At 28.2% G+C, this 25,389-nt stretch carries 28 protein-coding genes; 26 read left to right on the forward strand and 2 right to left on the reverse strand.

The genetic code is table 11. From position 1 onward, the window contains the following. Positions 1 to 587 precede the first annotated feature (587 nt). The 11 genes from ACY2IJ_RS02690 to ACY2IJ_RS02740 all read left to right on the forward strand — a co-directional run bounded on the left by ACY2IJ_RS02690 (position 588) and on the right by ACY2IJ_RS02740 (position 10,555). A complete protein-coding gene (locus ACY2IJ_RS02690) occupies positions 588 to 1,310 on the forward strand; it encodes a peptidase associated/transthyretin-like domain-containing protein (protein ID WP_476725630.1) in 723 nt (240 codons plus the stop codon). An 848-nt stretch (positions 1,311 to 2,158) separates the two neighbouring features. Beyond that, the gene (locus tag ACY2IJ_RS02695; RefSeq protein ID WP_476725631.1) at positions 2,159 to 3,592 is read left to right on the forward strand and encodes an MBOAT family O-acyltransferase; all 1,434 of its coding nucleotides are present in this window, start codon (positions 2,159 to 2,161) and stop codon (positions 3,590 to 3,592) included. Position 3,593: 1 nt separating this feature from the next. Then, positions 3,594 to 4,502, forward strand: coding sequence for a hypothetical protein (locus ACY2IJ_RS02700; RefSeq protein WP_476725632.1), 909 nt, complete (start codon positions 3,594 to 3,596; stop codon positions 4,500 to 4,502). An 851-nt stretch (positions 4,503 to 5,353) separates the two neighbouring features. Further along, complete coding sequence (locus ACY2IJ_RS02705; protein ID WP_476725633.1) at positions 5,354 to 5,575, forward strand: hypothetical protein; 222 nt, start codon at positions 5,354 to 5,356, stop codon at positions 5,573 to 5,575. Beyond that, positions 5,575 to 5,877: a type II toxin-antitoxin system RelE/ParE family toxin gene (locus ACY2IJ_RS02710; RefSeq protein WP_476725634.1), complete on the forward strand. Its 303-nt coding sequence runs from the start codon at positions 5,575 to 5,577 to the stop codon at positions 5,875 to 5,877. The genes ACY2IJ_RS02705 and ACY2IJ_RS02710 overlap by 1 nt, the downstream gene beginning before the upstream one ends. Positions 5,878 to 6,116: 239 nt before the next feature. Then, complete coding sequence (locus tag ACY2IJ_RS02715; protein WP_476725635.1) at positions 6,117 to 6,866, forward strand: hypothetical protein; 750 nt, start codon at positions 6,117 to 6,119, stop codon at positions 6,864 to 6,866. 962 nt (positions 6,867 to 7,828) lie between these two features. After that, on the forward strand, positions 7,829 to 8,188 hold the full coding sequence (locus tag ACY2IJ_RS02720) for a hypothetical protein (RefSeq protein ID WP_476725636.1): 360 nt from the start codon (positions 7,829 to 7,831) through the stop codon (positions 8,186 to 8,188). Positions 8,189 to 8,230: 42 nt separating this feature from the next. Continuing rightward, positions 8,231 to 8,434, forward strand: a complete 204-nt coding sequence (locus ACY2IJ_RS02725) for a hypothetical protein (protein WP_476725637.1) — start codon at positions 8,231 to 8,233, stop codon at positions 8,432 to 8,434. A gap of 316 nt (positions 8,435 to 8,750) precedes the next feature. Further along, positions 8,751 to 9,128 (forward strand): lipocalin family protein, encoded by a 378-nt coding sequence (locus tag ACY2IJ_RS02730; protein ID WP_476725638.1) that lies wholly within the window; start codon positions 8,751 to 8,753, stop codon positions 9,126 to 9,128. 64 nt (positions 9,129 to 9,192) lie between these two features. Next, positions 9,193 to 9,639, forward strand: coding sequence for a hypothetical protein (locus ACY2IJ_RS02735; RefSeq protein ID WP_476725639.1), 447 nt, complete (start codon positions 9,193 to 9,195; stop codon positions 9,637 to 9,639). Positions 9,640 to 10,153: 514 nt separating this feature from the next. Continuing rightward, positions 10,154 to 10,555 carry a hypothetical protein gene (locus ACY2IJ_RS02740; protein WP_476725640.1) on the forward strand — a complete coding sequence of 134 codons (402 nt, stop codon included), beginning with the start codon at positions 10,154 to 10,156 and terminating at the stop codon, positions 10,553 to 10,555. A gap of 230 nt (positions 10,556 to 10,785) precedes the next feature. Here the strand turns inward: ACY2IJ_RS02740 and ACY2IJ_RS02745 are convergent, their stop codons facing one another. Together ACY2IJ_RS02745 and ACY2IJ_RS02750 are read right to left on the reverse strand one after the other, a co-directional pair. Next, positions 10,786 to 11,217, reverse strand: a complete 432-nt coding sequence (locus tag ACY2IJ_RS02745; protein WP_476725641.1) for a hypothetical protein — start codon at positions 11,215 to 11,217, stop codon at positions 10,786 to 10,788. Then, positions 11,198 to 11,644 (reverse strand): hypothetical protein, encoded by a 447-nt coding sequence (locus ACY2IJ_RS02750; RefSeq protein ID WP_476725642.1) that lies wholly within the window; start codon positions 11,642 to 11,644, stop codon positions 11,198 to 11,200. Before ACY2IJ_RS02750 ends, ACY2IJ_RS02745 begins: the two co-directional genes overlap by 20 nt. 335 nt (positions 11,645 to 11,979) lie before the next feature. Here ACY2IJ_RS02750 and ACY2IJ_RS02755 point away from each other — a divergent pair, with 335 nt between their 5' ends. The 15 genes from ACY2IJ_RS02755 (at position 11,980) to ACY2IJ_RS02825 (ending at position 24,930) form a co-directional block, all read left to right on the forward strand. Then, positions 11,980 to 12,219, forward strand: a complete 240-nt coding sequence (locus ACY2IJ_RS02755) for a ribbon-helix-helix domain-containing protein (protein WP_302885371.1) — start codon at positions 11,980 to 11,982, stop codon at positions 12,217 to 12,219. Then, the gene (locus ACY2IJ_RS02760) at positions 12,212 to 12,499 is read left to right on the forward strand and encodes a type II toxin-antitoxin system RelE/ParE family toxin (protein ID WP_476725643.1); all 288 of its coding nucleotides are present in this window, start codon (positions 12,212 to 12,214) and stop codon (positions 12,497 to 12,499) included. Before ACY2IJ_RS02755 ends, ACY2IJ_RS02760 begins: the two co-directional genes overlap by 8 nt. Before the next feature lie 262 nt (positions 12,500 to 12,761). Next, positions 12,762 to 13,670 carry a hypothetical protein gene (locus ACY2IJ_RS02765; protein WP_299782894.1) on the forward strand — a complete coding sequence of 303 codons (909 nt, stop codon included), beginning with the start codon at positions 12,762 to 12,764 and terminating at the stop codon, positions 13,668 to 13,670. Between the two features lies 1 nt (position 13,671). Continuing rightward, on the forward strand, positions 13,672 to 14,199 hold the full coding sequence (locus ACY2IJ_RS02770; protein ID WP_299782896.1) for an SLATT domain-containing protein: 528 nt from the start codon (positions 13,672 to 13,674) through the stop codon (positions 14,197 to 14,199). Between the two features lie 1,523 nt (positions 14,200 to 15,722). Beyond that, positions 15,723 to 16,640, forward strand: a complete 918-nt coding sequence (locus tag ACY2IJ_RS02775) for a DNA adenine methylase (protein ID WP_476725644.1) — start codon at positions 15,723 to 15,725, stop codon at positions 16,638 to 16,640. Next, a complete protein-coding gene (locus ACY2IJ_RS02780; RefSeq protein WP_476725645.1) occupies positions 16,624 to 17,457 on the forward strand; it encodes a type II restriction endonuclease in 834 nt (277 codons plus the stop codon). The genes ACY2IJ_RS02775 and ACY2IJ_RS02780 overlap by 17 nt, the downstream gene beginning before the upstream one ends. A 9-nt stretch (positions 17,458 to 17,466) precedes the next feature. Then, the gene (locus tag ACY2IJ_RS02785; protein ID WP_476725646.1) at positions 17,467 to 17,727 is read left to right on the forward strand and encodes a hypothetical protein; all 261 of its coding nucleotides are present in this window, start codon (positions 17,467 to 17,469) and stop codon (positions 17,725 to 17,727) included. Next, entirely contained in the window at positions 17,727 to 18,605 is an 879-nt protein-coding gene (locus ACY2IJ_RS02790; protein ID WP_476725647.1) for a DNA-methyltransferase, read from the forward strand. The genes ACY2IJ_RS02785 and ACY2IJ_RS02790 overlap by 1 nt, the downstream gene beginning before the upstream one ends. 283 nt (positions 18,606 to 18,888) lie before the next feature. Further along, entirely contained in the window at positions 18,889 to 19,356 is a 468-nt protein-coding gene (locus ACY2IJ_RS02795) for a DinB family protein (protein ID WP_476725648.1), read from the forward strand. A gap of 1,136 nt (positions 19,357 to 20,492) precedes the next feature. Continuing rightward, positions 20,493 to 21,005 (forward strand): DUF6933 domain-containing protein, encoded by a 513-nt coding sequence (locus tag ACY2IJ_RS02800; RefSeq protein ID WP_476725649.1) that lies wholly within the window; start codon positions 20,493 to 20,495, stop codon positions 21,003 to 21,005. A gap of 254 nt (positions 21,006 to 21,259) precedes the next feature. Continuing rightward, positions 21,260 to 21,523 carry a hypothetical protein gene (locus ACY2IJ_RS02805; RefSeq protein ID WP_476725650.1) on the forward strand — a complete coding sequence of 88 codons (264 nt, stop codon included), beginning with the start codon at positions 21,260 to 21,262 and terminating at the stop codon, positions 21,521 to 21,523. 569 nt (positions 21,524 to 22,092) lie between these two features. Continuing rightward, on the forward strand, positions 22,093 to 22,419 hold the full coding sequence (locus tag ACY2IJ_RS02810; protein ID WP_476725651.1) for a hypothetical protein: 327 nt from the start codon (positions 22,093 to 22,095) through the stop codon (positions 22,417 to 22,419). Beyond that, positions 22,416 to 22,802, forward strand: a complete 387-nt coding sequence (locus tag ACY2IJ_RS02815) for a hypothetical protein (protein ID WP_476725652.1) — start codon at positions 22,416 to 22,418, stop codon at positions 22,800 to 22,802. The genes ACY2IJ_RS02810 and ACY2IJ_RS02815 overlap by 4 nt, the downstream gene beginning before the upstream one ends. Positions 22,803 to 24,293: 1,491 nt before the next feature. Next, positions 24,294 to 24,587, forward strand: coding sequence for a nucleotidyltransferase family protein (locus ACY2IJ_RS02820; RefSeq protein WP_476725653.1), 294 nt, complete (start codon positions 24,294 to 24,296; stop codon positions 24,585 to 24,587). After that, a complete protein-coding gene (locus tag ACY2IJ_RS02825; RefSeq protein WP_476725654.1) occupies positions 24,580 to 24,930 on the forward strand; it encodes a HepT-like ribonuclease domain-containing protein in 351 nt (116 codons plus the stop codon). The genes ACY2IJ_RS02820 and ACY2IJ_RS02825 overlap by 8 nt, the downstream gene beginning before the upstream one ends. The last annotated feature ends 459 nt before the right edge of the window (positions 24,931 to 25,389 follow it).

Consider the following 25,389-nt stretch of genomic DNA (forward strand, 5'->3'; position numbering starts at 1 on the left):
GCTAAGGACTCCCCCATTTTTTTAGCTTCTATCGAAGGTATGTGATAACGAAGCCACTCTTTTTATCTTTTGATAGGTAAAATGAAGAATGAATTTACCTATCATCAAACTGTTCGATTGCATCGTTGAGAGCTCGCTCTCAGTACGTTGGAACGTACAACAGTTTGAAGTTATTCAATAAATATTTAAAAATCAAGTATTTATAGTTTTATAACAAGATTATTTTTTATTGAATAAAATTGAAAAGATAAAAAGAATGGCATAAATGTTAGTAGCCTTCGATAGAATTTTCAGCAGACATTCCTTATTCCTAAATAAAGAATATATACTGAAAAGTAAAAACTTGGGGAAGCGTTTTATAGCTCGTAGCAACGTGTTCGGAGATACTCCGTATCAAATAGATAAAAATAATGTCTTCGACAAATGAGAATAGTGACATGATACTAAACACAACAGTGTATATAAAAAATAGCGGTATTCCTGTGATATCAATGGTTTATTTTTCTAAATTTATACTATATATAGTAACGAAAAGTTAGTGCTTTAAAATTCGCTACTTTTCATATACTTTTAAGTTGTATGTAACTATGAAAACTAAAAAAAAATCTTTATCATATTGCTGTTCTGAATCATTTGATTCAATGACAACTGTAGGAATTGACATTAAATTATGTTCTCAATGCAACGAAAATGTTAATGATTATACGAAATTTAATAATATCACAAATGAAAAAGGTTGTGGTAGGTTCAATTTGAATCAATTAGACTCTATTAAAAGGATTTACAAGACTTCAATTTATTCTGCGCCCATAACATTACTTGCTTTTCTTGGATTAGTAGTAACTGATATGAAAGCTGAAAAATTAAATGAAATATGCACTGAATCTAATATCATTGATCAAAAAAAGACAACTTCAATTACAGGAAAAATAACAGATAATAAAACAGGTAAAAAACTATCTCACATTGAAGTAACAGCAACAATAAATAAAAAAGTTATTTATTCAACGACTAGTGACACTGATGGTAATTTTAAATTAGAAATCGATACAAAAAAATATAATATAGCAGATATTTTTATTCATTTTGACTTTGTTGGTTTTAAATCTAATACGATAAATTATAAATCATTACCTCAAGATTTAGAAATAAAAATGGAGGCTAGTATTCATGAGATAAGCGAAACAACAATTTTTGCAACTGGAAGAATTGCTCCTATAGAAACCCTGAACCATAGAGAAATAGATTCAATAAATAATTCAATTGAATGGATTGAGGAATGCGAAGAGATTATTGAAGACGAAAAATAAAAGCTACATACAACACCGGCTAAACTTCATGCGGGTTTTGTGCCAACTTCAAAGTTTTGTGTATATTTACTAAGTCGCCAAATCTTGTTGATTTGGCTTTGTGAAACCAAAAGAAACAAAACCAAACAAAAAGCTTCGGCTTAGTACGTGTTCGAAAATCTAGCCGATTTTTAATCCCGCACAAAGCCTAGCCAAACCCGTTGGTGTTTAATATCTCCGAAGCTAAGGACTCCCCCATTTTTTTAGCTTCTATCGAAGGTATGTGATAACGAAGCCACTCTTTTTATCTTTTGATAGGTAAAATGAAGAATGAATTTACCTATCATCAAACTGTTCGATTGCATCGTTGAGAGCTCGCTCTCAGTACGTTGGAACGTACAACAGTTTGAAGTTATTCAATAAATATTTAAAAATCAAGTATTTATAGTTTTATAACAAGATTATTTTTTATTGAATAAAATTGAAAAGATAAAAAGAATGGCATAAATGTTAGTAGCCTTCGATAGAATTTTCAGCAGACATTCCTTATTCCTAAATAAAGAATATATACTGAAAAGTAAAAACTTGGGGAAGCGTTTTATAGCTCGTAGCAACGTGTTCGGAGATACTCCGTATCAAATAGATAAAAATAATGTCTTCGACAAATGAGAATAGTGACATGATACTAAACACAACAGTGTATATAAAAAATAGCGGTATTCCTGTGATATCAATGGTTTATTTTTCTAAATTTATACTATATATAGTAACGAAAAGTTAGTGCTTTAAAATTCGCTACTTTTCATATACTTTTAAGTTGTGCGTCATGGAGAAAAAACTCGAAAAACTTAAACATTTAGAATAAAAGAATGCTATTTAACTCTATTGATTTTGCAATATTCTTGCCCATTATATTTATTCTATATTGGTTCGTCACTAATAAGAACTTAAAGCTACAAAACTTATTAATTGTACTATCAAGTTATATTTTTTATGGATGGTGGGATTGGCGGTTTTTATCATTAATTCTTTTTAGTACTGTAATAGATTATTTAATTGGTATTAACTTATCAAAACAAGAAAGTCAAACTAAAAGAAAAATTCTATTATGGACAAGCATTCTTGTAAATCTTGGATTTCTTGGTTTCTTTAAATACTACAATTTTTTTCTAGATAACTTTATTACAGCTTTTTCCTTTTTTGGCACTAACATAAGTGCTAATTCTTTAAACATAATTTTACCTGTTGGAATTAGTTTTTATACCTTTCAAACATTAAGCTACACTATAGACGTTTACAAACGCAAACTTGAACCAACTAAAGACCTTATTGCTTTTTCTGCTTTTGTAAGTTTCTTTCCTCAATTAGTTGCTGGACCAATTGAACGAGCAACAAATTTATTACCTCAGTTTTACACCAAGCGTTCTTTTGATAATAAAAGTGCTATGATAGGCATCAGGCAAATAGTTTGGGGTTTATTTAAAAAAGTTGTGATTGCTGATACCTGTGCACAATATGCAAATGAAATATTTAATACTTATGAGATATATTCGAGTACAACATTAATCATTGGTGCTGTTTGTTTTACTTTTCAGATTTATTGTGATTTTAGTGGCTACTCAGATATCGCTATAGGATTATCAAGACTATTTGGATTTAAGCTTATGAAAAACTTTAATTACCCTTACTTTTCAAGAGATATAGCTGAGTTTTGGAGAAGATGGCATATATCATTATCTACTTGGTTTAGAGATTATCTTTACATTCCACTTGGTGGGAGTAAAGTAGAAAAGTATAAAGTCATTAGAAATGTTTTTATCATATTTATTGTAAGTGGGTTTTGGCATGGAGCAAATTGGACTTTTATTGTTTGGGGAACACTAAATGCCTTATACTTTCTTCCTTCAATGTTAAATAATAAAAACAGAAGGCATCTAAATATTATAGCAGAAAATAAAAATACCCCAAGTTTAAAAGAATTATTTTTTATGGCTAAAACTTTCATTTTAGTTGTTTTTGCATGGATATTCTTTCGAGCGGAAAATATGCAAACAGCTATTGCTTATATTAAGAAAATATTTGTTTTTAGTTTAGAAATCGAAAGATTACGAATAGAACGCTATTCTATTGAAATTTTTCCTTTAATTTTCTTATTAATCATAATAGAATGGTTTGGAAGGCATAAAGATTTCCCTTTGTTCAAGGATAACAAATATCAATTAAAAACAATCATAATTATTTTATTAATTCTAGTATTGGGTAATTTTTCGGATATGAATGATTTTATATATTTTCAATTTTAAAATGAAGATTTTTTTAAAAAACATAGCATTATTGTCTATCGCATTAATAATAATGAGTATCGTTCTTGACAAGAGCTATACATATATTCACTACAATGGAGCTCCGAGAAACATCCCAGATTACATAATGGGCTTACAAAAGAAAGATTCGTTTGATTACGTTGTTTTAGGTTCTTCAAGAGTTTTACATAATATAGATATTAACTTAATAGAACAAGAAACTACTAAAAAAGGATTTAATTTTGGAATTCCTGGTTCTAGCGTTTTTGAAATTAAGTTATCTGTACAACAAATTATAAAAAGAAAAATAACAAAAAACATCTATATTCAAATAGACTATATATGGAATGAATTTTATAGTGGTGGAGAATGTACTGTTGATTGGCTAACATACATTAACGAAAAGGATATATGGAATGAATTTCAAAAAATTGACAAGAATAATGAATATGTTCTTTATAAAAAAATTCCTTTTTTAAGATATTGTGAATATGGCTCAAAATTGGGGTTTAGAGAATTAATAATGTCGTTGTCCAACAGGAAAATGTCAGTTATAGATGACAGCAAAGGTTTTGTTCCTCTATTTGGAAAAATAAAAAACACTGAAGAAACAATGACATATATTTTAAAAGATGAATTTAACCCTCATCTAAAAGATATTATAGAGTTATGTGAAAAAGAAAATATAAGTTTATATTTTTTTACTTCTCCGATATACAATTTTAAAGGAAACAATAAAGTTCTGAAAAATAGTTTACCAAATTATAAAGATTTTTCAAACGTTATTCCAAATTCAAAATATTACCAAGATAATACCCATTTAAATAATAAAGGAAGTAAATACTTTACAAAACTGTTTATGAACGAATATTTAAAAGCACGAACGCACAACACCGCATATAAAAAATAGCGGTTTAATCGCTTAAACGAAATAAAATCAATAAATCAAAGGTCAGTTATAATCCGAAAAATTAGTCCACTAAACCCACTACTTTTCATATACAAAACCGTTAGCCAGCATAGGTCAGAACCGCTAAAACTAAAAGTAAACCACTTCCCTATTTTATTATTCTCTTTTTATGAAAAATTCAATCGCTGAAAGATTTTTACAATTACATTGAAAAAGTCGTTTAAAGGTGTTTTTCGGTTAGCTTCGTTGTTTTTTTATTCAGTCGTTTAACAACTTGTTGATAGTTTATTTCTAATCGATAAATATCTTTACAAATCGTTGCTAAGCAAAAAAATAGTCGCGAAAACATTATTTCTTTGAAAGTTTTTTAAACACTGAGAAAGTAGCTTAAAATAGGCTTGAGAAGTTTTTATTAATGAATATTTTTAATGTCTGATAGAGAATTTTATAATTCGTAGCTATCCTAAAATTATTATTGAAAAATAAATTTACTCTTAAAATATTTTTAAAAACCTCCAAGTTTTGAAAGCTTAATTCTAAAAACGAAAACAAAAAAAGAAATCTTAAAAGCTGAAAGATTAAGTTTTTAATTCTAAAAAAAACTATCTCTTGCTGAAATATTTTTCAAAGGTTGAAAAATACGCAGGCTAACACCGCATAAAAACAATTTGGGTTTGGTTCATACTCCAAAGTTCTGTACTTTTAAACATAAAAATCGCTCGGTTCGAAAAGTCTTCGACGTTTTCTCCCAAACTGATTTTTATACAAAACCGTTGTACAGCATTAAATAGTAACACTGAAAAACTATATTCAATTCGAAATTTCCTACTTTTGTAATAAATCTTTTAATTATGGATATACAAGCTGAAAAATTAGAATTAATGAAATTGTTGTTAAACACAAACAATCCTTCAATACTTGAGTCTATAAAAAATATTTTAAAGAAAGATAAAACTTCTGATTTTTGGGATGAACTTAGTTCTGAACAACAAAACGAAATCGATAATGCTGATATAGAGATATCTCAAGGAAAAACTACAAATTATGAAACTTTTATGGCTTCTCACAGATAATGAGTAGAACTGTAATTATTTCAAAAACGGCTGAGAAAAAACTTGAAAAACTATTTGAATTTCTTGTTGAAAATTGGAGCCTAAAAGTTAAATCTGACTTCATAAAGAAGCTGGATAAAAACATAAACTTAATAAAAATTAACCCTGAAAGTTTTCCTCAATCTGAAAAGAAAGTTGGGTTACATAAATGCGTAATTACAAAACAAACATCTTTATTCTACAGACATAACAGTAAAAAAATTACAATTGTTACGATATTTGACACACGTCAAAATCCTAATAAACTGAAAAAAGAAATATAAATAGTGAAATAACGCAGTACAACACCGGCTAAACTTCATGCGGTTTTATTTCTAACTTCAAAGTTTTGTGTATATTTACTAGGTCGCCAAATCTTGTTGATTTGGCTTTGTGATAACCAAAGAAACAAATCCAAACAAAAAGCTTCGGCTTAGTCCGTAATCGAAAATCTGGTCGATTTTCAATCCCGCACAAAGCCTAGCCAAAACCGTTGGCTATAATAAAAATGAACAAAAAATAAATGAATCTTGATTATTTTTACAAAGTAATTCAATTTGGTATACATTCATACGATTTTGATAAAGTTGAGTCCCCTATTGAACAATATTTTTTAAATCATTTAGAGAAATTTCTCAATTATGAGACGGAAGTTCAAGTACAATATCCATTAAAAACAATCAGTGGAAACTTTAGAGGAGACATAGCTTTAATTAATAATAATAAGAAAATAATTATTGAATGCGATGGTAAAGAATTTCACACAAAAGAAGATGATAAATGGTATGATGAATGGAGAGATTCATTAATCTTATTTGAAAAGAGAGCGGAAGCTATTTATAGATTTAAAGGAACAGACATCTATAACAATATCTATTCTCTAATATATTTACTTTATAAATATGAACCTGAATTTTTTGAAGAATCTTATATTAACAGAATTGAGAAAAAAGAAATCTTCGACTATTTAGGTTATGAGAAAACAATGGAAGGTTCTTATATTAATGATAATGAAGAAAATATAAAATTTCAGATAAAAGTCGAGAGAAAAAAATTAATCGAAGACTTTTCTCGTTATTGGTTAAAGTATATTTTATTTTCTATGGTTAATCCCGAAAAGAATATAAAAGAATTAATATCAATTATGAAAAATGAAATATATGGAGGAGAAACAGAAATTAATCAACTCATTGAAAAATTAATAATTAAATTTCCAGTATTTACAAAAACTAATGTTGAAGATTTATTAAAATCTGCTGTAACTGAAATATAACCTAATAATTACTATAGCCAACACCGGCTAAACTTCATGCGGGTTTTGTTTTAACTTCAAAGTTTTGTGTATATTTACTAAGTCGCCAAATCTTGTTGATTTGGCTTTGTGAAAACAAAGAAACAAAACCAAACAAAAAGCTTCGGCTTAGTCCGTGTTCGAAAATCTTGTCGATTTTCAACCCCGCACAAAGCCTAGCCAAAACCGTTACCTTACATAGTCGAAAAAATCGCAAAATAAAGTTTGGGAATCAGTGTGGGTAAACTCCAAAAATCAATATTTCTAAGCTTTGAAACTTTTTCAATCATACGTATTCAAATTTCCATGGCTTGTTGGTTCAGTAGTTTTTCCTAAAATCTTTTCACGATAGTTTTCTAGAAGATAAATAGTTCTTAAATCTGTTGTTTAAGTAGCTGTGCTGAATTTTTAAAACTTTTGCCTGAAAGTATATCACAATATAAAAATGTACTTTAAAAACGCTGAAAATGAATTCGTAGCTACGTTGAATTTTGAGATTTTTGCTTACAAAATAGTTAGTCTTTTAATGAATGGTTTTTATTCCTTGAAAACTGAAAAAAGTAGCAACGCTGAATTTTGAAACTTCAAAAAACTTAAAAGAATTTTATATTAAATAAGAAATTAAAACTTCTTGAAAATTAAAATCAGTAACAACGCTAATATTTCTATTTCCCGAAAAGTTCCAGTAAATAAAATACGATAAGGTAACACCGGCTAAAATTAATACGGGCTCCTGTCCTACTTCAAAGTTTTGTGTATATTTACAATGTCCGCCAAATCTTGTTGATTTGGCTTAGTCAAAACAAAATAAACAAAACCAAACAAAAAGCTTAGGCTCAGTCCGTTCTCGAAAATCTTTTCGATTTTCAATCCCGTACTAATCCTAGCCAAAACCGTTGGCAAATATTTTGAAAAAAACATAAATAACGTAATCGACAAACCATATGAAATTAGATGAATTCGTTTCTGAAACATTAAAATCTATAATAAAAGGAGTTAAAGAATCTCAAGAATTTGCTTTAGAAAACGGAGCAAGAATAAACCCTCATATCGACGAATGGGATATGAATAAAAATAATATTTTATCAACTTTTTATAAAAATGAAGATGGTTTAAGAACAATTTCTAAAGTTGATTTTGACGTAGCTGTAACAACTTCTAATGAACAAGAATCAGGAATCAATGGAGGTGTCAGTGTTTATTCTCTAAAGCTTGGTGGAAAATCTTCTGATGTTGATAAAAAAGAATCTATATCTAGAATTCAATTTTCTGTTAATGTTATTTTACCCAACACTAAACCCTAATAAAAATTGAAAATAAAATAATATATATATATAGAAAAAATCTTGTTGTTTGAAGACGTTACTTTAGAAAACTTATCTAATTCGAAAGCTAAAATTATATTGAATAAAGATAAATTACTCATAATCGAAAATAGATTAAAAAAAGAGCCTTCTGGCAAAATCATATTAAAAGAGTCAGGAAATACAATTGTTGTTGGTTTTTCTAAAGATTTGACAAGAGAAATTTCTCAGAGAATGTATAGCTAATTTATAATCAGTTATCTTTATTTAAGTTTAATAAAATACCTAAGTAAAAAATAGAATTATATATTGAAACTGAATTAAAAAAACATGCAGAAAAACATTAGCCAACACCGGCTAAACTTCATGCGGGTTTTGTGCTAACTTCAAAGTTTTGTGTATATTTACTAAGTCGCCAAATCTTGTTGATTTGGCTTTGTGAAAACCAAAAGAAACAAATCCAAACAAAAAGCTTCGGCTTTGTCCGTGTTCGAAAATCTTGGCGATTTTCTTCCCGCACAAAGCCTAGCCAAAACCGTTGGCAAATATTAAAAAAGAAACAATGAAAAAACTATTAACTTTAATATTTTTAGTATTTATACTTAATTGTGGTTACTCTCAAGATTCTAATAAACTAATTGGTACTTGGAAGTTTTCAGAAGTGACAACTTCAAATCCTAATTGTAAAGAGGTAAATTATTTTCCTGTTAATTCATTCCATTTTAATAATAATGGTACTGCGGAATTTAAATCTGGTGAAGTAACGGCTAAAGCGAACTATAAACTAGAAAATAGTAGCATTAAATTAACAGACTTATCTGAAAATGGAGTAAAACAAAAAGGGTCTGCAGAATTTAAAATAAAGAAAATAACTGAAACGACACTTACATTGAGTGTTCAATATGAATGCGGTAGTATTGACATAATCTTTAAGAAGTAATAATTTCAATAGTATTTATTATAAAATGAAATTTTTAAATTTTGTGTTACTAATGTAAAAAATCATGGAAAGACTAAAGTCAAAATTAATTATAATTGTTCTTTTATTCGGGATAAGTATCAACGCTCAAACTGACGATATCAATTTAATCTTTGGTAAATGGAAAGAAGCTGAAATTAATATTGACAATAAAATTGTTGAAATTGGAATTAGAAGAGGTGGAATTTCAAATATTGTATTCAATGAAGATAAAACGATAATTTATTCTGGAAGTTTCAATTGTGGCTTTGGCTCTTACAAAACAGGGATATGGAATTATAATGAACTTGAAAACATAATCAATATTGAATATTCGGATATTAAAGGATATAGGAATAACGAAAACGCTGTGTTGACAGAAGATACTAAACATCAAAATTTTAATATCATTAGATTAAATAAGTCAGAATTAATTCTTAATTATTTAAATGATTCTAATAAAAAACTATACTTCTTGAAAATTAAAAAATAAGACTAAAACATTAGCCAACACCGGCTAAAATTAATGCGGGTTTAGTTCTTACTTCAAAGTTTTGTGTATATTTACTATGTCGCCAAATCTTGTTGATTTGGCTTTGTGAAATCAAAGAAACAAAACCAAACAAAAAGCTTAGGCTTAGTACATGTCTGAAAATCTTGGCGATTTTCTCCCGCACTAATCCTAGCCAAAACCGTTGCCAAGCATTAAAATGAATGAAAAATATTATAAGAAATTTAAACATTATATCTCTATTTATTTTTATTGTTTGTATGATAATTGAACAGCTTAGATTTATTGGGGCTTATTTTTTTACATATGTAGTTATTTGGGTTTATTTAATTTTTTTAATAACTGAAATTAGATTTCTAATTTTAACTAAGCCAAAATTTGTGAATTATTTAAAAGAAAACCTAATTGGATTTATCGGATTAATTACTTTTCCTTTACTATACGTTGTACCAATATTGATCTAAGAAAATATTATAAATATAAAAAAACATCAATTTTGACTCTTGGAATTTTATTTACAACAATTAGTTATTACACATACGTCATGTATGATTTTACAAAAGGAGTCCAAACAGATATTAACAATAAGATAAATCATTTTCCAAGAGACTTTGAAGTGTTCGAAAAAATTAAAGATGGAACTTGGTTAAATCTAAATGATTCATTAGCAACTGTGAGAATTACTAAATATGAATGGATTTTTAAATATAAAGGTATCGCTATTGATTCTACGGATATCTATAATTACAATATAAAGACAAATAACAATTCTAAAACTCTATTATTAACAAATCGAAATGATACTCTTAAATATGTAATAGAGAATTTAACAACAGAAGATTTAGAAATTGTTTATTTACCTAGAGGGAATTTTCATAATTATAAGCGAATTGAATAAAACGCATGGCAACACCGGCTAAACTTCATACGGGTTCTGTGCTTACTTCAAAGTTTTGTGTATATTTACTAAGTCGCCAAATCTTGTTGATTTGGCTTAGTTTAACTAAAAAATACAAATCCAAACAAAAAGCTTCGGCTTAGTCCGTGTTCGAAAATCTGGTCGATTTTCAAGCCCGCATAAAGCCTAGCCAAAACCGTTGGCTAAAATTAAGTCGAAAAAATAAAAAGTTAACATTGATTTTCTAAGCAGTACAGCCTTATTTCTTCCAATGATTCTCTCGCTATTTCTAAATTACCATCTTCAATCATATAATTCTTATACCTAGAGCTATGACATATGTCGTATAAAGATTTATAACTAACCCATATTTCGTCATTTGTGTTTTTCTCGACAAAAAACTTCATTGATTCATGCGGTGTACCTCCTATAAACTTATTAAATATAGATTTATAATCATTGTATGAATTAAATTCAATCTTCTCTCCTGTTTTAGGATGAGGATAATCATTAGGAAACAAACAACCTTCAAAAAACTTCATTGAGGAATAAAAAGCTGTAGTAACTTCCCAATCTTTAAACTCTCCACTTTCTTTTAAAAAATTATGAGCTTTTAAGTTGTGAGAAGCATGGTCGTAAGCACTATAATTCTTCTTTCCCATACTTAAAAACAAAACCGTCTGAAATAATATTTTCCGTAACTATTTCAGAAGAATACGATATAATTGAAAAATCTAACTCTATCCTAGTATTAGTATTATTGATATTTCTAGCTGTGTTATAAGACTTGCTTCTTTTTGTTTTGTTAAAATAATCTTCATCATTTATAATCACTAAACACTTGAAAGTTTCAAAATCAACTATTTTTATAAACATTTCCTTAACGTCAATATCGAAATCCTTTAGTTTAGATTTTAATAAAGAAGATGAATGAGCAGCAGATTGAAGATTTTTTTGAAAATCTGAACTAATTTCATTTTTTAAATCTTCTCTACCTCTTGTATATGAGGAATGTAGTAACTCGCCAATAGAAACCTTATCTCCACCAACTATACCAAAATCCAAAAGATTGAAATTATCACTTATCATAAACAGTATTAAATATAAAATATTTACACCGACAAAGTTAATATAAAATCAATATTAATTAATTAGAATAATTCTAAATTAACTTCAGCCAACAACAGCTAAAAAACATAGCTTTTTTTGTGCTTAATCAAAGTTGGTCTTTTATTTATTTTGTGTAGTTTTAATTTGAAAACTAATCGACTAGTTTAAACGCTACGTTTCCTAGCTAAACCCGTTACCTGTAATAATTATAAAAAAATAAGTTGATAATAATTCCTGAAATTTTTAAAGATAATGATACATTTTATTTTGTCGAAAAATTTATTTGGTGTAAATTTACATCAAAATAGAATCTCATGACAAGACAAAGTATTTCATTTACACAACCAAATGATGAATGGTTAAAATCTCAAGTTGACAACAAAGAGTATTCTAGTAAAAGTGAACTTGTTAATGACTTGATAAGACAAGCTAGAAAGCAACAAAGAAAAATAGATTGGATAAGTGCCAAGCTTGAAAAAGCTGAAAATAGTGGATTTACAAATGACAGTAAAGAAGAAATTTTAGCACAATCGAAATCTTTGCTTAATGGCTAAATACAAATTAAGTAATACTGCTAAAGAAGACTTAGTGAGAATTCATCATTATGGAGTTGAAAAATTTGGAATGGCACAAGCTGACAAATATTTTGACTCTTTTTTTGAGTATTTTGAAATTATAGCTCAACGTCCGTTCTCATTTGAATCTATCGATTTTATAAAAGAAGGATATAGACGTTGTGCGTGTGGTTCTGATAGTATTTATTATAGAATTAATAATGACATTGTTGAAATTATGGCTATAATTGGAAAACAAGATTTGAATAATATCATTTAATACAAAAATTACAGTTGCCAACACCGGCTAAACTTCATGCGGGTTTTGTTTTAACTTCAAAGTTTTGTGTATATTTACTAGGTCGCCAAATCTTGTTGTCCCGATGCTTCGGGATGGCTTAGTTAAAACCAAAAGAAACAAAACCAAACAAAAAGCTTCGGCTTAGTCTGTGTTCGAAAATCTGGCCGATTTTCAAGCCCACACAAAGCCTAGCCAAAACCGTTAGCTGTAATTTACCACGAAACTCAAAATCAACCAATTAATGAATCAAAACAAAAATATTAGCGATTCTGAATTTAGGACTTATTACGAACCTCTACTAAAAGGTTATGCTGAAGAATTTAAATCTGTTATAAAACCTAAGAATGATATTGGTAAACTAATATTTACTGATTCAAAAACAATCTCAATAGAGAAACTTAAAAGTATCATTAAAAAAGAAAATGATATATACACAGAATCTTTGATTTATAGATTAATTGGTGTTAGAGAAATAATTTACTGTAGAGAAAACAAGCAAAAATTAAATATAAAGTACGTCTGGGAACTAATTTCAAAGTCAATTAAAATTATTCCAAACAATTATACTATTTCATCAATTGGTTCACAAGGTTTTTTATCTATTCCATTATATAAGTTTGATAAATCTTTAGAAAGTTTTGATTTTCTTAGATTACACATTTGGGATGATTCATTAAATCAATATATTGATTTAGAAAAATGTGAAAACTTTTCAGTTCATACACATACATTCTATGCAGAAAGTTGGGTAATAACAGGGAAAATAATCAATAATAGATTTGACTATAATATTAATTCAGACAATTCTAATCATTCGTTTTTTAAAGTAGTTTATAACGATTCATTAAACGAAGTAAATCAACACACTTCTAAGGCTGTAAATGAAAAAATAGATATAGAGCTTTACCAAACATCCAAAGAAATACATTTCGAGAACGGAAACTATAAAATAGAAGCTGGAAAATTGCATAAGTCAGGTCATACAAATTCACCTTTGACTTCTGCCACTTTTTTTTCTTTCACAGGAAAAAATGGATTGGATAAATCAATTGTAATTGGACCTAAGCATATTTCAGAATCTATTATAAATCGAAAAATGATTATCGACCCAACAGAACTATTAAATAAAATCGACCAACAACTTTCATAAAATGGAAAAGAAAAAAACTATGCTTTTAGATTGGATGAGAAAGGTTCACCAATTAGAATATGCTCATTGTTATCAATCTGAATATTATAGAAAGATTGAAAAAAGAATAGGAATTTCAGCTTTCGTTTTATCAACAATGGTCGCTTTTTCTTATAAATTTCCTTCAATAGAAAATGAATGGTTTAATACTTATCTGTTCTTTCTAAACAAAGAATACTTCTTACCTTTTCTTTTATTTGTTGTTGCGTTATTTACAGGTTTACAAACTTTTTTAAAGCCTAATGAAAAATCTGATATTCATAGAAAACTTGGTCTTGAATATGAAAAAATTAGACATACAATTGAAATAACTTTAACGAAAGAAGAATCTGAATTAAATATTGATAGAGAGATATTAAAAATAAAAAAAACTTGGGATTCTATGAATACAGTATATGTTATGGAAAGATATTTTATAGATGGAAAAAATAAAGTGAAATCACTAAAAAAATACCCAAAGGAATTAAGCTTTTTGGAAGATATAAAATAAAAACTACAGCTAACACCGTATATAATTTATTGCTAGTTCTAGCCTACTTACGAAAATCCTATCGGATTTTCTATTCGGTTTTTATTTGTTAACTTAGTTGCTTAACCACGCAACAAACCATATACTTTTAAGTTAGCCAGCATAGGTCAGAACCGCTAAAACTGAAAGTAAACCACTTCCCTACTTTATTATTCTCTTTTTATGAAAAATTCAATCGCTGAAAGATTTTTACAATTATTTTGAAAAAGTCGTTTAAAGGTATTTTTCGGTTAGCTTCGTTGTTTTTTTATTCAGTCGTTTAAGAACTTGTTGATAGTTTATTTATAATCGATGAATATCTTTACAAATCGTTGCTAAGCAAAAAAGTAGTCGAAAAAACATTACTTCATTGAAAGTTCTTTAAACACTGAAAAAGTAGCTTAAAATAAGCTTGAGAAGTTTTTATTTATACAAAGTTGTTTCTTAATCGATAAATTATTTTTGAAAATTAGTGTTGAAATTTAATTTAAGAGTATTTTAAACGCTGATCATAAAATCAATAAAAGCTAATTCTAAAAAAGAAATCTTAAAAACTGAAAGCTTAAGTTTTTAATTCTAAAAAAAAACTATCTCTTGCTGAAATATTTTTCAAAGATTGAAAAATACGCAGGCTAACACCGCATAAAAACAATTTGGGTTTGGTTCGTACTCCAAAGTTCTGTACTTTTAAACATAAAAATCGCTCGGTTCGAAAAGTCTTCGACGTTTTCGCCCAAACTGATTTTTATACAAACCCGTTGGTGTTTAATATCTCCGAAGCTAAGGACTCCCCCATTTTTTTAGCTTCTATCGAAGGTATGTGATAACGAAGCCACTCTTTTTATCTTTTGATAGGTAAAATGAAGAATGAATTTACCTATCATCAAACTGTTCGATTGCATCGTTGAGAGCTCGCTCTCAGTACGTTGGAACGTACAACAGTTTGAAGTTATTCAATAAATATTTAAAAATCAAGTATTTATAGTTTTATAACAAGATTATTTTTTATTGAATAAAATTGAAAAGATAAAAAGAATGGCATAAATGTTAGTAGCCTTCGATAGAATTTTCAGCAGACATTCCTTATTCCTAAATAAAGAATATATACTGAAAAGTAAAAACTTGGGGAAGCGTTTTATAGCTCGTAGCAACGTGTTCGGAGATACTCCGTATCAAATAGATAAAAATAATGTCTTCGACAAATGAGAATAGTGACATGATACTAAACACAACAGTGTATATAAAAAATAGCGGTATTCCTGTGATATCAATGGTTTATTTTTCTAAATTTATACTATATATAGTAACGAAAAGTTAGTGCTTTAAAATTCGCTACTTTTCATATACTTTTAAGTTGTGTTTCATACTGATCCAGCCGCATATTTTAGCACTTTCGGTTTTGCCACCACACAATTCCAACGCTAAAAAAACCAAAAGAGCTAAAATTTCCCAACGCTTGAATTGAAATTAATAATGTATTTTTACAGTTAAATGAACAGAGAAATATGACAAACATAATTGCAAAACCCTTTTTAAAATGGGCTGGTGGAAAAACGCAACTAATTGAACAAATTGAAAATCAATTACCTGAAAATATAATTGAAAACAATTTCACTTATATTGAGCCGTTTGTTGGTAGTGGTGCAGTTTTATTTTGGATGCTTGAAAAATTTCCAAATTTGGAGAATGCAGTTATTAATGACATAAACATAGACTTAACAAATTGTTATATCTCAATAAAAGAAGATGTAGAAAATCTGATAAATATTCTTTCAGAATGGCAAAGTGAATATTATCTTTTGGCTCAAAATGACGTAGAGAAAAAGGAATATTATTACGCTAAAAGAACACTGTTTAATTCAAGGAATTCAAATCAAACAACCCAAAGTGCATTATTCATTTTCTTAAATAGAACCTGTTTTAATGGCCTTTTTAGAGTTAATCGTAAAAATGAATTTAATGTTCCTATTGGAAGCTACAAAAAACCATTAATTTGTAATAGTGAAAATTTAAGAGCTGTTTCAAAAGTTTTACAAAGAGTAGAAATTTTAAATGGAGATTATTCAAAAACCCTAAATTTTGCTACAGAAAATACTTTTTTCTACTTTGATCCACCATACAAACCATTAAGCGAAACTTCAAGTTTCAATTCTTATGCAAAGGACGAATTTAATGATGCTGAACAAATACGATTAAAAGATTTTTGTACTGAATTAGACAACTTAAATCATCAATGGATTTTAAGTAATTCAGATGTTAAAGGAAAAAATCCAAATGACAATTTCTTTGATGATTTATATTCAGATTTTAGTATTCATCGAGTAAATGCTCGGAGAAGCATAAATGCAAATCCAAATAAGCGAGGAAAACTAACAGAGTTACTAATAACAAATAACAACAGAAAATATGCCCAAATCGTTTAATGATTTTTTATCACAATTAAGTACAACAAATTCAACACTTGATTTTTTTGTAGATTTTGAAAAAATCACAAGAAATGTAGATGCAATTTCTATAAAATTAAATCAACTAAATTATTTAATTGGTCAAGAAGATTTAAAAGAAGCAGTTAATAAACTATTTGAAGAAAATAAAAGTTGTTTTTCTGTTCTCGATATAATTATTGCAGTAAGAAATAATCGTCCAGTTTTAGATGATGATGGTAATATAAAAGAGCTTTACAGTTATTTTCAGACTTCTGAATTAGTTTATGAGTATTTAGAAAAAACTGGACTTGCTGATGTTTTCAAAAATAAACAAGTAAAAAACTTGGTAGATTATGTTTTTGGAATTGAAGTAGGTCTTGATACGAATGCACGTAAAAACAGAGGTGGTAAAAATATGGAAAAAGCTATCTCAAAAATATTCAACAAAAATGATATTCCGTTTCAAGCAGAAGTTAAACACACAACATTCCCAGAACTTATACATTTTGGTGAAGATGTAAAAAGATTTGACTTTGTAATTAAAACAAAAGAAAACACATATTTAATTGAAACCAATTTTTATAATGGTGGTGGTTCAAAATTAAATGAAGTCGCTAGGTCATACACAGATCTTGCACCCAAAATTAACCAGTATGATAAATTTGAGTTCGTTTGGATAACTGATGGTCAAGGTTGGTTTTCAGCAAAAAATAAATTGCAAGAAGCATTTGCACATATTCCACACGTTTATAATTTAAAAACTTTACCTATTTTTATAGAAAAGATAAAAAAAGAAGAAATTTTAAATTTTTAAAAACATATTATGGCTTGCAATAAGAATCACGATAAAACAGATAACATAGTTAAAGATTTACCAATCGGACAAGAAGGTGTTGGAAGACACAAATGCGCATCTTGTGCGTATGAAATTGGCTACGAACACGGAATTCAAAAAGCTGAAAATATTAATTTAGCAAATGTATTAAACAATTTAGAAGAAAGTCAAAAAGGAGACAGAAGACATAGAAGTCCACACGCTGCATATTCTTTAGGTTATTATAATGGTGTTGTAGACAGTTATTAATGATAAGTCCATACTACAAATCGACTGATAAAAAATTCTGTCTCTTAAAAGGAGATTCTATGGAATTACTTCCAAAAATCAATCATAAGTTTGATATGGTTTTTGCAGATCCACCTTATTTTTTATCTAATAACGGTTTGTCAATTCAAAGTGGTAAAATTGTTTCAGTAAATAAAGGAAAATGGGATAAATCACTTGGAACGGAACATATAAACAATTTTAATAGACAATGGCTTTCATTAGTTAGAGAAAATATGAAAGAAGATGCTACTATTTGGATAAGTGGCACAATGCACAATATATTTAGTGTTGGACAAATTCTTACGGAGTTAGACTTCAAAATATTAAATATTGTTACTTGGCAAAAATCAAATCCACCACCAAATTTTTCTTGTAGGTATTTCACACATTCAACGGAACAAATAATTTGGGCGAGAAAAAACGAGAAAACACCTCATTACTTCAACTATGAATTAATGAAACAACTCAATGGAGACAAACAAATGAAAGATGTTTGGAAACTTCCTGCAATCGCACCTTGGGAAAAAAGCTGTACAAAACATCCAACTCAAAAACCTTTATCAGTTTTAACTCGTTTAATTTTAGCATCGACAAAACAAAACGCTTGGATTTTAGATCCTTTTGCTGGAAGTAGTACAACAGGAATTGCGGCAAATTTGTCGAATAGACGTTTTTTAGGAATAGACCAAGAACAAGAGTATTTGGAAATTAGTAAAAATCGAAAACTTGAAATTGAAAACCCGAAAATTGCATCTAAATACAGACAAAAACTACAAGGATTTAACAATCAGAAAGAACTGGATTTATTTTTAGCGAAAGAACCAGAAGCTGAATACGGAACTGAATTAATTTTATGATGTGCCAACGCTAAAAGCCATACACATTTGCAATTCGCTTCAGCCATCACACAAGCCAAAAATTGCAAAAGAGTATGTCTTTGCCAACGCTACAAACTGAACAAAAAAAAGTACGAAAACACAACAACGTATATAAAAAATAGCGGTTTAGTCGCTTAATCGAAACAAAATGAATAAATTAGAGGTCAGTTATAATCCGAAAAGTTAGTGCATAAAACCCGCTACTTTTCATATACAAGACCGTTGGCTGTAACGTAAAAGGACATTCTAGAAAATAAAGAAAATGACTCAATCTGAACTCATAATTTTAAATTTTACTGAAATAAGGAGAAGAAGTATAAAACTTTGGAATGGGCTTCCTGAAAAATATTATAATTGGAAACCAGACGAAAAAGCAATGACAGCCATAGAAATGGTAAGACACGTTTTAGAAGCCGATTATGGATGGAATATTATAATAAACAAAAGAAGTATTACAAATTATAAAACTCCATGGGAAAATCGACCATTCATTAGTGTAACTGACGAAATTGAATTTGCAGAACCCTATAGAAAAACATTTATAGAAAGTGTTAGACAATTTTCAGATATAGAATTAAAAAATAATGAAATCGTTCATCCTGGAAATGGAGATAAAAAAATCCTTGGAGAGTATTTATTACGAATTGGATATCACGAATCTGTTCACGCTGGACAATTCCTTTCATATTTAAGAACAATGAAAATTAATAGACCTGAAATATGGGATTAAAAAAACACTACAGCCAACACCGGCTAAACTTCATGCGGGTTTTGTGCTTACTTCAAAGTTTTGTGTATATTTACTAAGTCGCCAAATCTTGTTGATTTGGCTTCGTGAAACTAAAAAGAACAAATCCAAACAAAAAGCTTCGGCTTAGTCCGTGTTCGAAAATCTGGCCGATTTTCAAGCCCGCACAAAGCCTAGCCAAAACCGTTGCCAAACATACCTCGTAGCTATGAAAGATGAAATAATTGCAATTATATTTTCTACAGTCATTTTATCTTCAATATCCTATTTATTAGTTTTTTTTAGAAAGTTTAAGTTTTCATATCAAATATTAATTGGAATATTCAATATCATAACGGCTTATATCTTTTTTTACTCTTCAATAAAAATCAATTTTATTAATTATTTTGCTTTATTTAATCTTGTACTTTCTATTGTTTTCTATTTTGAAAAATGGTTCATTAAAACTCGTATGTCCCGAATATTCACAATTTCAATAATGTGGATTGTGAACGTACTTAACTTGTTATTGTGTTTTTCTGGAATGGGTGCCATAGGTTTATTTTTTACGCTCCCATTTACTATTTTAATTGGTTTGCTATTACTTAAGAACAATGAAAAAAGTAGTCTTTATAGCTTAATTTTTAACTTATTGATTTCATGGGGATTATTAATAATGGTTTTAGCTTGGGAAATAAAACACTTATGAAAAACAGTAAATCCTAAACTCCTTTGAAAATCATAACAAATTTTAAATTTACAATTAGCACGAAAACTTATAGTTATGTTTGAATTTATCGTAGCCATTCGAATTAAAAAGTAACTCCGTTGAAAAACAATTGAGTTCTGAATAAGTAACAACATGAATTTAAAATGTTAGACTTCGGTTTGAATTTTTTGATATGAGTGCATTTTAAAGTCTGAAAAAACGTTAGGCAACACCGGCTAAACTTCATGCGGGTTTTGTGCTTACTTCAAAGTTTTGTGTATATTTACTAAGTCGCCAAATCTTGTTGATTTGGCTTTGTGATAACCAAAGAAACAAATCCAAACAAAAAGCTTCGGCTTAGTACGTGTTCGAAAATCTTGTCGATTTTCTTCCCGCACAAAGCCTAGCCAAAACCGTTACACACAAGCTGATGACTGAAATTTTTACTACTAAGAAACTTGAAAAAATAATTCATAAAAAAATTGAAAACAGTCATCTAATTGTTGAAAAAAATCTTGGAAATTGGAATGCAACAATTTTTTACATCGCAAAAAAGAAATGCATACTTATTTCTAATGCTGAAACATTTTTTTCTGTAGTAATTCCTAGATTTTCAATGAAAGATATTAATGTAATTGACAAACTATTCATTGAATGCTTGTACAATCAACTGGAATGCGAGAAAATAAATATTGAATTTGAGACAATTTCTTCAATGATTGGTAAAGTAAGGTTTCATTCAACTAATAACAATCGACAAATGACAGGTATTCTTAATTATAATGTTGAAAAAATGAATTATTTTAAATACGATTATCCTGTTTTTAACTCTTCTGTAATTCGAGAAATGACTGAAAAGCTTAATAAAACTCCTTTTAAACAATTAGGTTGGAAATCTCCTCATGAAGAAATGAAGTCTCTTTTGAAGAAAAATTTAAACTAAATAATATTGAAAAATATTCTAAGCTGAAAAAGCCAGTGTGTAACACCGGCTAAACTTCATGCGGGTTTTGTGCAAACTTCAAAGTTTTGTGTATATTTACTAGGTCGCCAAATCTTGTTGATTTGGCTTTGTGAAAACCAAAGAAACAAAACCAAACAAAAAGCTTCGGCTTAGTTGCGTGTTCGAAAATCTTGGCGATTTTCAACCCCGCACAAAGCCTAGCCAAAACCGTTACCAAACATTAAACTGAAATCTTGAAATTAAACAAACCACATCTAAAATTACATAAAATAGATAATCAACTTGTACTTGATATTGATACGTGGGAGCTAACAAATATTATAGACGATTACTTAACTGAAGAAGCTGATATTGTTTATGAATTTTATAAAGAACTACCAACTCAAGAATATAGAAAATTTCGACTTTTCTTTGCCGAAAAACATTCAGAAACTAAACTTTTAAAAATTTTAGAAGATTATACAGATAAAGAACTTATTGATATTGTGAAGTCTTAACAAAATAAATGAATTGTATTTTACGTGTTTCAATTAGCGTAATGCTCCATTAATAATTATTTGATAAATTATTATAATATGAAAAATGGTGTCCAATATTATGTTATAGAAACTGTGAGAAATTTACTTTTCTTGAAATTTTCTATTAACAAAATAACTTTTCTAGTCTTTGAAAATTGATTTACAAGAGTAATGCGTAAGAAATTATTGTAGCTCTGGGAAACTTAAAAGTCTTTGAAAACCTTAAATTAAAAACTAAATATTTTAATTCAAAAACAACGTTTGAAAAAAACGTTAGGCAACACCGGCTAAACTTCATGCGGGTTTTGTACTAACTTCAAAGTTTTGTGTATATTTACTAGGTCGCCAAATCTTGTTGATTTGGCTTAGTTTAACTAAAAAATACAAACCCAAACAAAAAGCTTCGGCTTAGTCCGTGTTCGAAAATCCGCAGATTTTCAATCCCGCACAAAGCCTAGCCAAAACCGTTGTAAAATATTTTGCAAAAAATTCTATACATATTAATAATATTTTGTTTTGGATTCAAATTCGCTGATAAAAATTGCGATTTGAATGACGGAAAATATAAAGTTATTTATGACAAACAGTTTTCTGACTACCCAAAATTTGAATTTGAAATAGTCGGACAAAACTTAACCGAAATAAACTCTGAATTGAGTCGTAGATATAAAATTGAAAATATTGGAGAGAATTCTTTTAGATTAAAATCTCTTGAAAAACAAAAAGACTCGTTAACTGAATTTCAAAAAATGTTAACGTCAAGTGGAAAACCATATTATGAGATTACAGATTGTAAAAATGATACAATTGATTTTACAATGCGAGTGAATTTACACGTGATTTCACATTCTGGAAAATTTGTACGTATAAAATGAGTTTATTTAAAACAACATATAACTATACTATTGATAATAATCATTTTGAAAAATTAAAAAGTAAATCGAATAATAATTTATCGAAAATATTTATACCTGTAAGTATTGGTAGAGCTGGAGATCAAAAAATTGAAACTTCAATTATTTCAAAAAAAACAAACGAAAATAAAATAAAACTTCAAATAACATCAAATATTAAGAAAATCAGTAATGGAATTATAATAGGAATAATTCTAATCACTTTATTCGTTGGATATTTATATAATGTAACTGCTTCTTTATCTTTATTGATATTTATCTTTTTACCAATAGCAATAATTTCTATTAATATAACTAAGTCAAAAGTTCAAAATCAAACAATTGAATATTTGAAAAACATATAAATAAAAACATTTTACAACACCGGCTAAACTTCATGCGGGTTTTGTGCTTAATTCAAAGTTTTGTGTATATTTACTAAGTCGCCAAATCTTGTTGATTTGGCTTTGTGAAAACCAAAGAAACAAAACCAAACAAAAAGCTTCGGCTTAGTCCGTAATCGAAAATCTTGTCGATTTTCAAGCCCGCACAAAGCCTAGCCAAAACCGTTAGTTTTAACAATAGTAAAATTCGGTCGAATTTTTAGCAGTTTTAGAAATTATAAAGATTCTTAGAAAATTGAAACCACGTCTCTCCTACTTTTTCACTAAACTTTTTACTTGCTGAAAATTTATAAACTTAAGATCTAATTGCTTCTTACTTGTTGATAAATTTTAACTTACTGAAAGATTTCTTTTTGTAAATCGTGGTTACGCTGAATTTTAAAGTAGCAACGCTGAAATAACTCTTGCGTTTAATGAAACAGTAGCAATGCAAAAAATTATGCTTTGAAAGTCTTTTAAAAATGAAAAATTTAATAAAACTATAGTTTTGCTGAAATTACTCTTTCCGCTTAGTGAAGCAGTAGCAACGCTGAATTTTTAGTAACTACGCTAAGTTTCAATGAAAATTCAAATAATGCTGAAACTTAAAAAATTGCTAAAAACTAACACCGTATAAAAACAATTTGGGTTTGGTTTCTTTCCCAATGTTCTGTACTTTTAAACTATAAAAATCGCTCGGTTCGAAAAGTCTTCGACGTTTTCTCCCAAACTGATTTTTATACAAACCCGTTAGCCAGCATAGGTCAGAACCGCTAAAACTAAAAGTAAACCACTTCCCTACTTTATTATTCTCTTTATATAAAAAATTTAATAGCTGAAAGATTTTTACAATTATTTTGAAAAAGTCGTTTAAAGGTATTTTTCGGTTAGCTCGCTGTTTTTTTATTCAGTTGTTTAAGAACTTGTTGATAGTTTATTTCTAATCGATAAATATCTTTATAAATCGTTGCTAAGCAAAAAAGTAGTCGAGAAAACATTATTTCATTGAAAGTTTTTTAAACACTGAGAAAGTAGTTTAAAATAAGCTTGAGAAGTTTTTATTTATACAAAGTTGTTTCTTAATCGATAGATTATTTTTGAAAATTAGTGTTGAAATTTAATTTAAGAGTATTTTAAACGCTGATCATAAAATCAATAAAGCTAATTCTAAAAAAGAAAACCCAAAAAAGAAATCTTAAAAGCTGAAAGTTTAAGTTTTTAATTCTAAAAAATTATCTCTTGCTGAAATATTTTTCAAAGATTGAAAAATACGCAGGCTAACACCGCATAAAAACAATTTGGGTTTGGTTCGTACTCCAAAGTTCTGTACTTTTAAACATAAAAATCGCTCGGTTCGAAAAGTCTTCGACGTTTTCTCCCAAACTGATTTTTATACAAAACCGTTACCTAACATTAAAAAATCTCGTTGATAACTTATCATCACTTAATTTTAATTATCTTTGAAATATGTTAATGATAGATAAAAATATAAAACGAGTTAAAACTTTATGTAAAAAACATAAGGTCGAAAAATTGTATCTATTTGGTTCTGCTACAAATGAGACATTTTCCGAGAATAGTGATATTGATTTTCTTGTGAAATTTAACGTATCTGACTTAAGTTTATATTTTGATAATTATATTTCTTTTAAGGAAAAACTTGGAAAAATATTTAAACGAGATATTGATTTAGTAGAAGAACAAACTCTGAAAAATCCTATTTTAATTAATTCAATTAATAAGAACAAAGAATTAATTTATGGATGAAAGAATACTTAAATGGTTGTACGATATCCATTTTGCTCTAGAAGAAATTGAATCTTATTTTGAAAATACTGAAAAAGACTTTTTTGAGTATAGAAAAAACACAATGCTTAAAAGAGCTGTGGAAAGAGATTTAGAAATTATCGGAGAAGCTGTTAATCGAATTTTAAAACGAGATCCAAACTTTGAAAAGTTAATCTCTAATGCAAAAGCTATAATTGGTTTGAGAAATCAAGTTATACATGCATACGATAATATCTCAGATGAAAATATTTGGTCAATTATTATAAATCATATTCCGAAACTTAAAAAGGAAGTTAAAAGTTTAATATCTGACAACAAATAAAAACGTTAGGTAACACCGGCTAAACTTCATGCGGGTTTAGTGCTTTCTCAAAGTTTTGTGTATATTTACTAGGTCGCCAAATCTTGTTGATTTGGCTTTGTGAAATCAAAGAAACAAAACCAAACAAAAAGCTTCGGCTTAGTCCGTGTTCGAAAATCTTGTCGATTTTCAACCCCGCACAAAGCCTAGCCAAAACCGTTGGCTCACATAAGTCTGAAATTCGGTCGAATTTCACGCAGTTAAAAGAATGCTGATACTTTTTCTCAAAAAAACCTGAAATTAAGTCTGACTCAAAATTTTTAAAAAAAGCATTTTTTCCAGCGAAAATTAACTCTTTTTCTAGCTGAATAATATTGAGGTTTAATCGTTCGTTTTATTTGCGTAAAAACTCTGTTTGAAAACTATTTATTCATTGATAAATTTTAATTGCTGATAAATAAATAAACTTAGGTTTCGTTC

It is taken from the genome of Wenyingzhuangia gracilariae, from assembly GCF_056387575.1.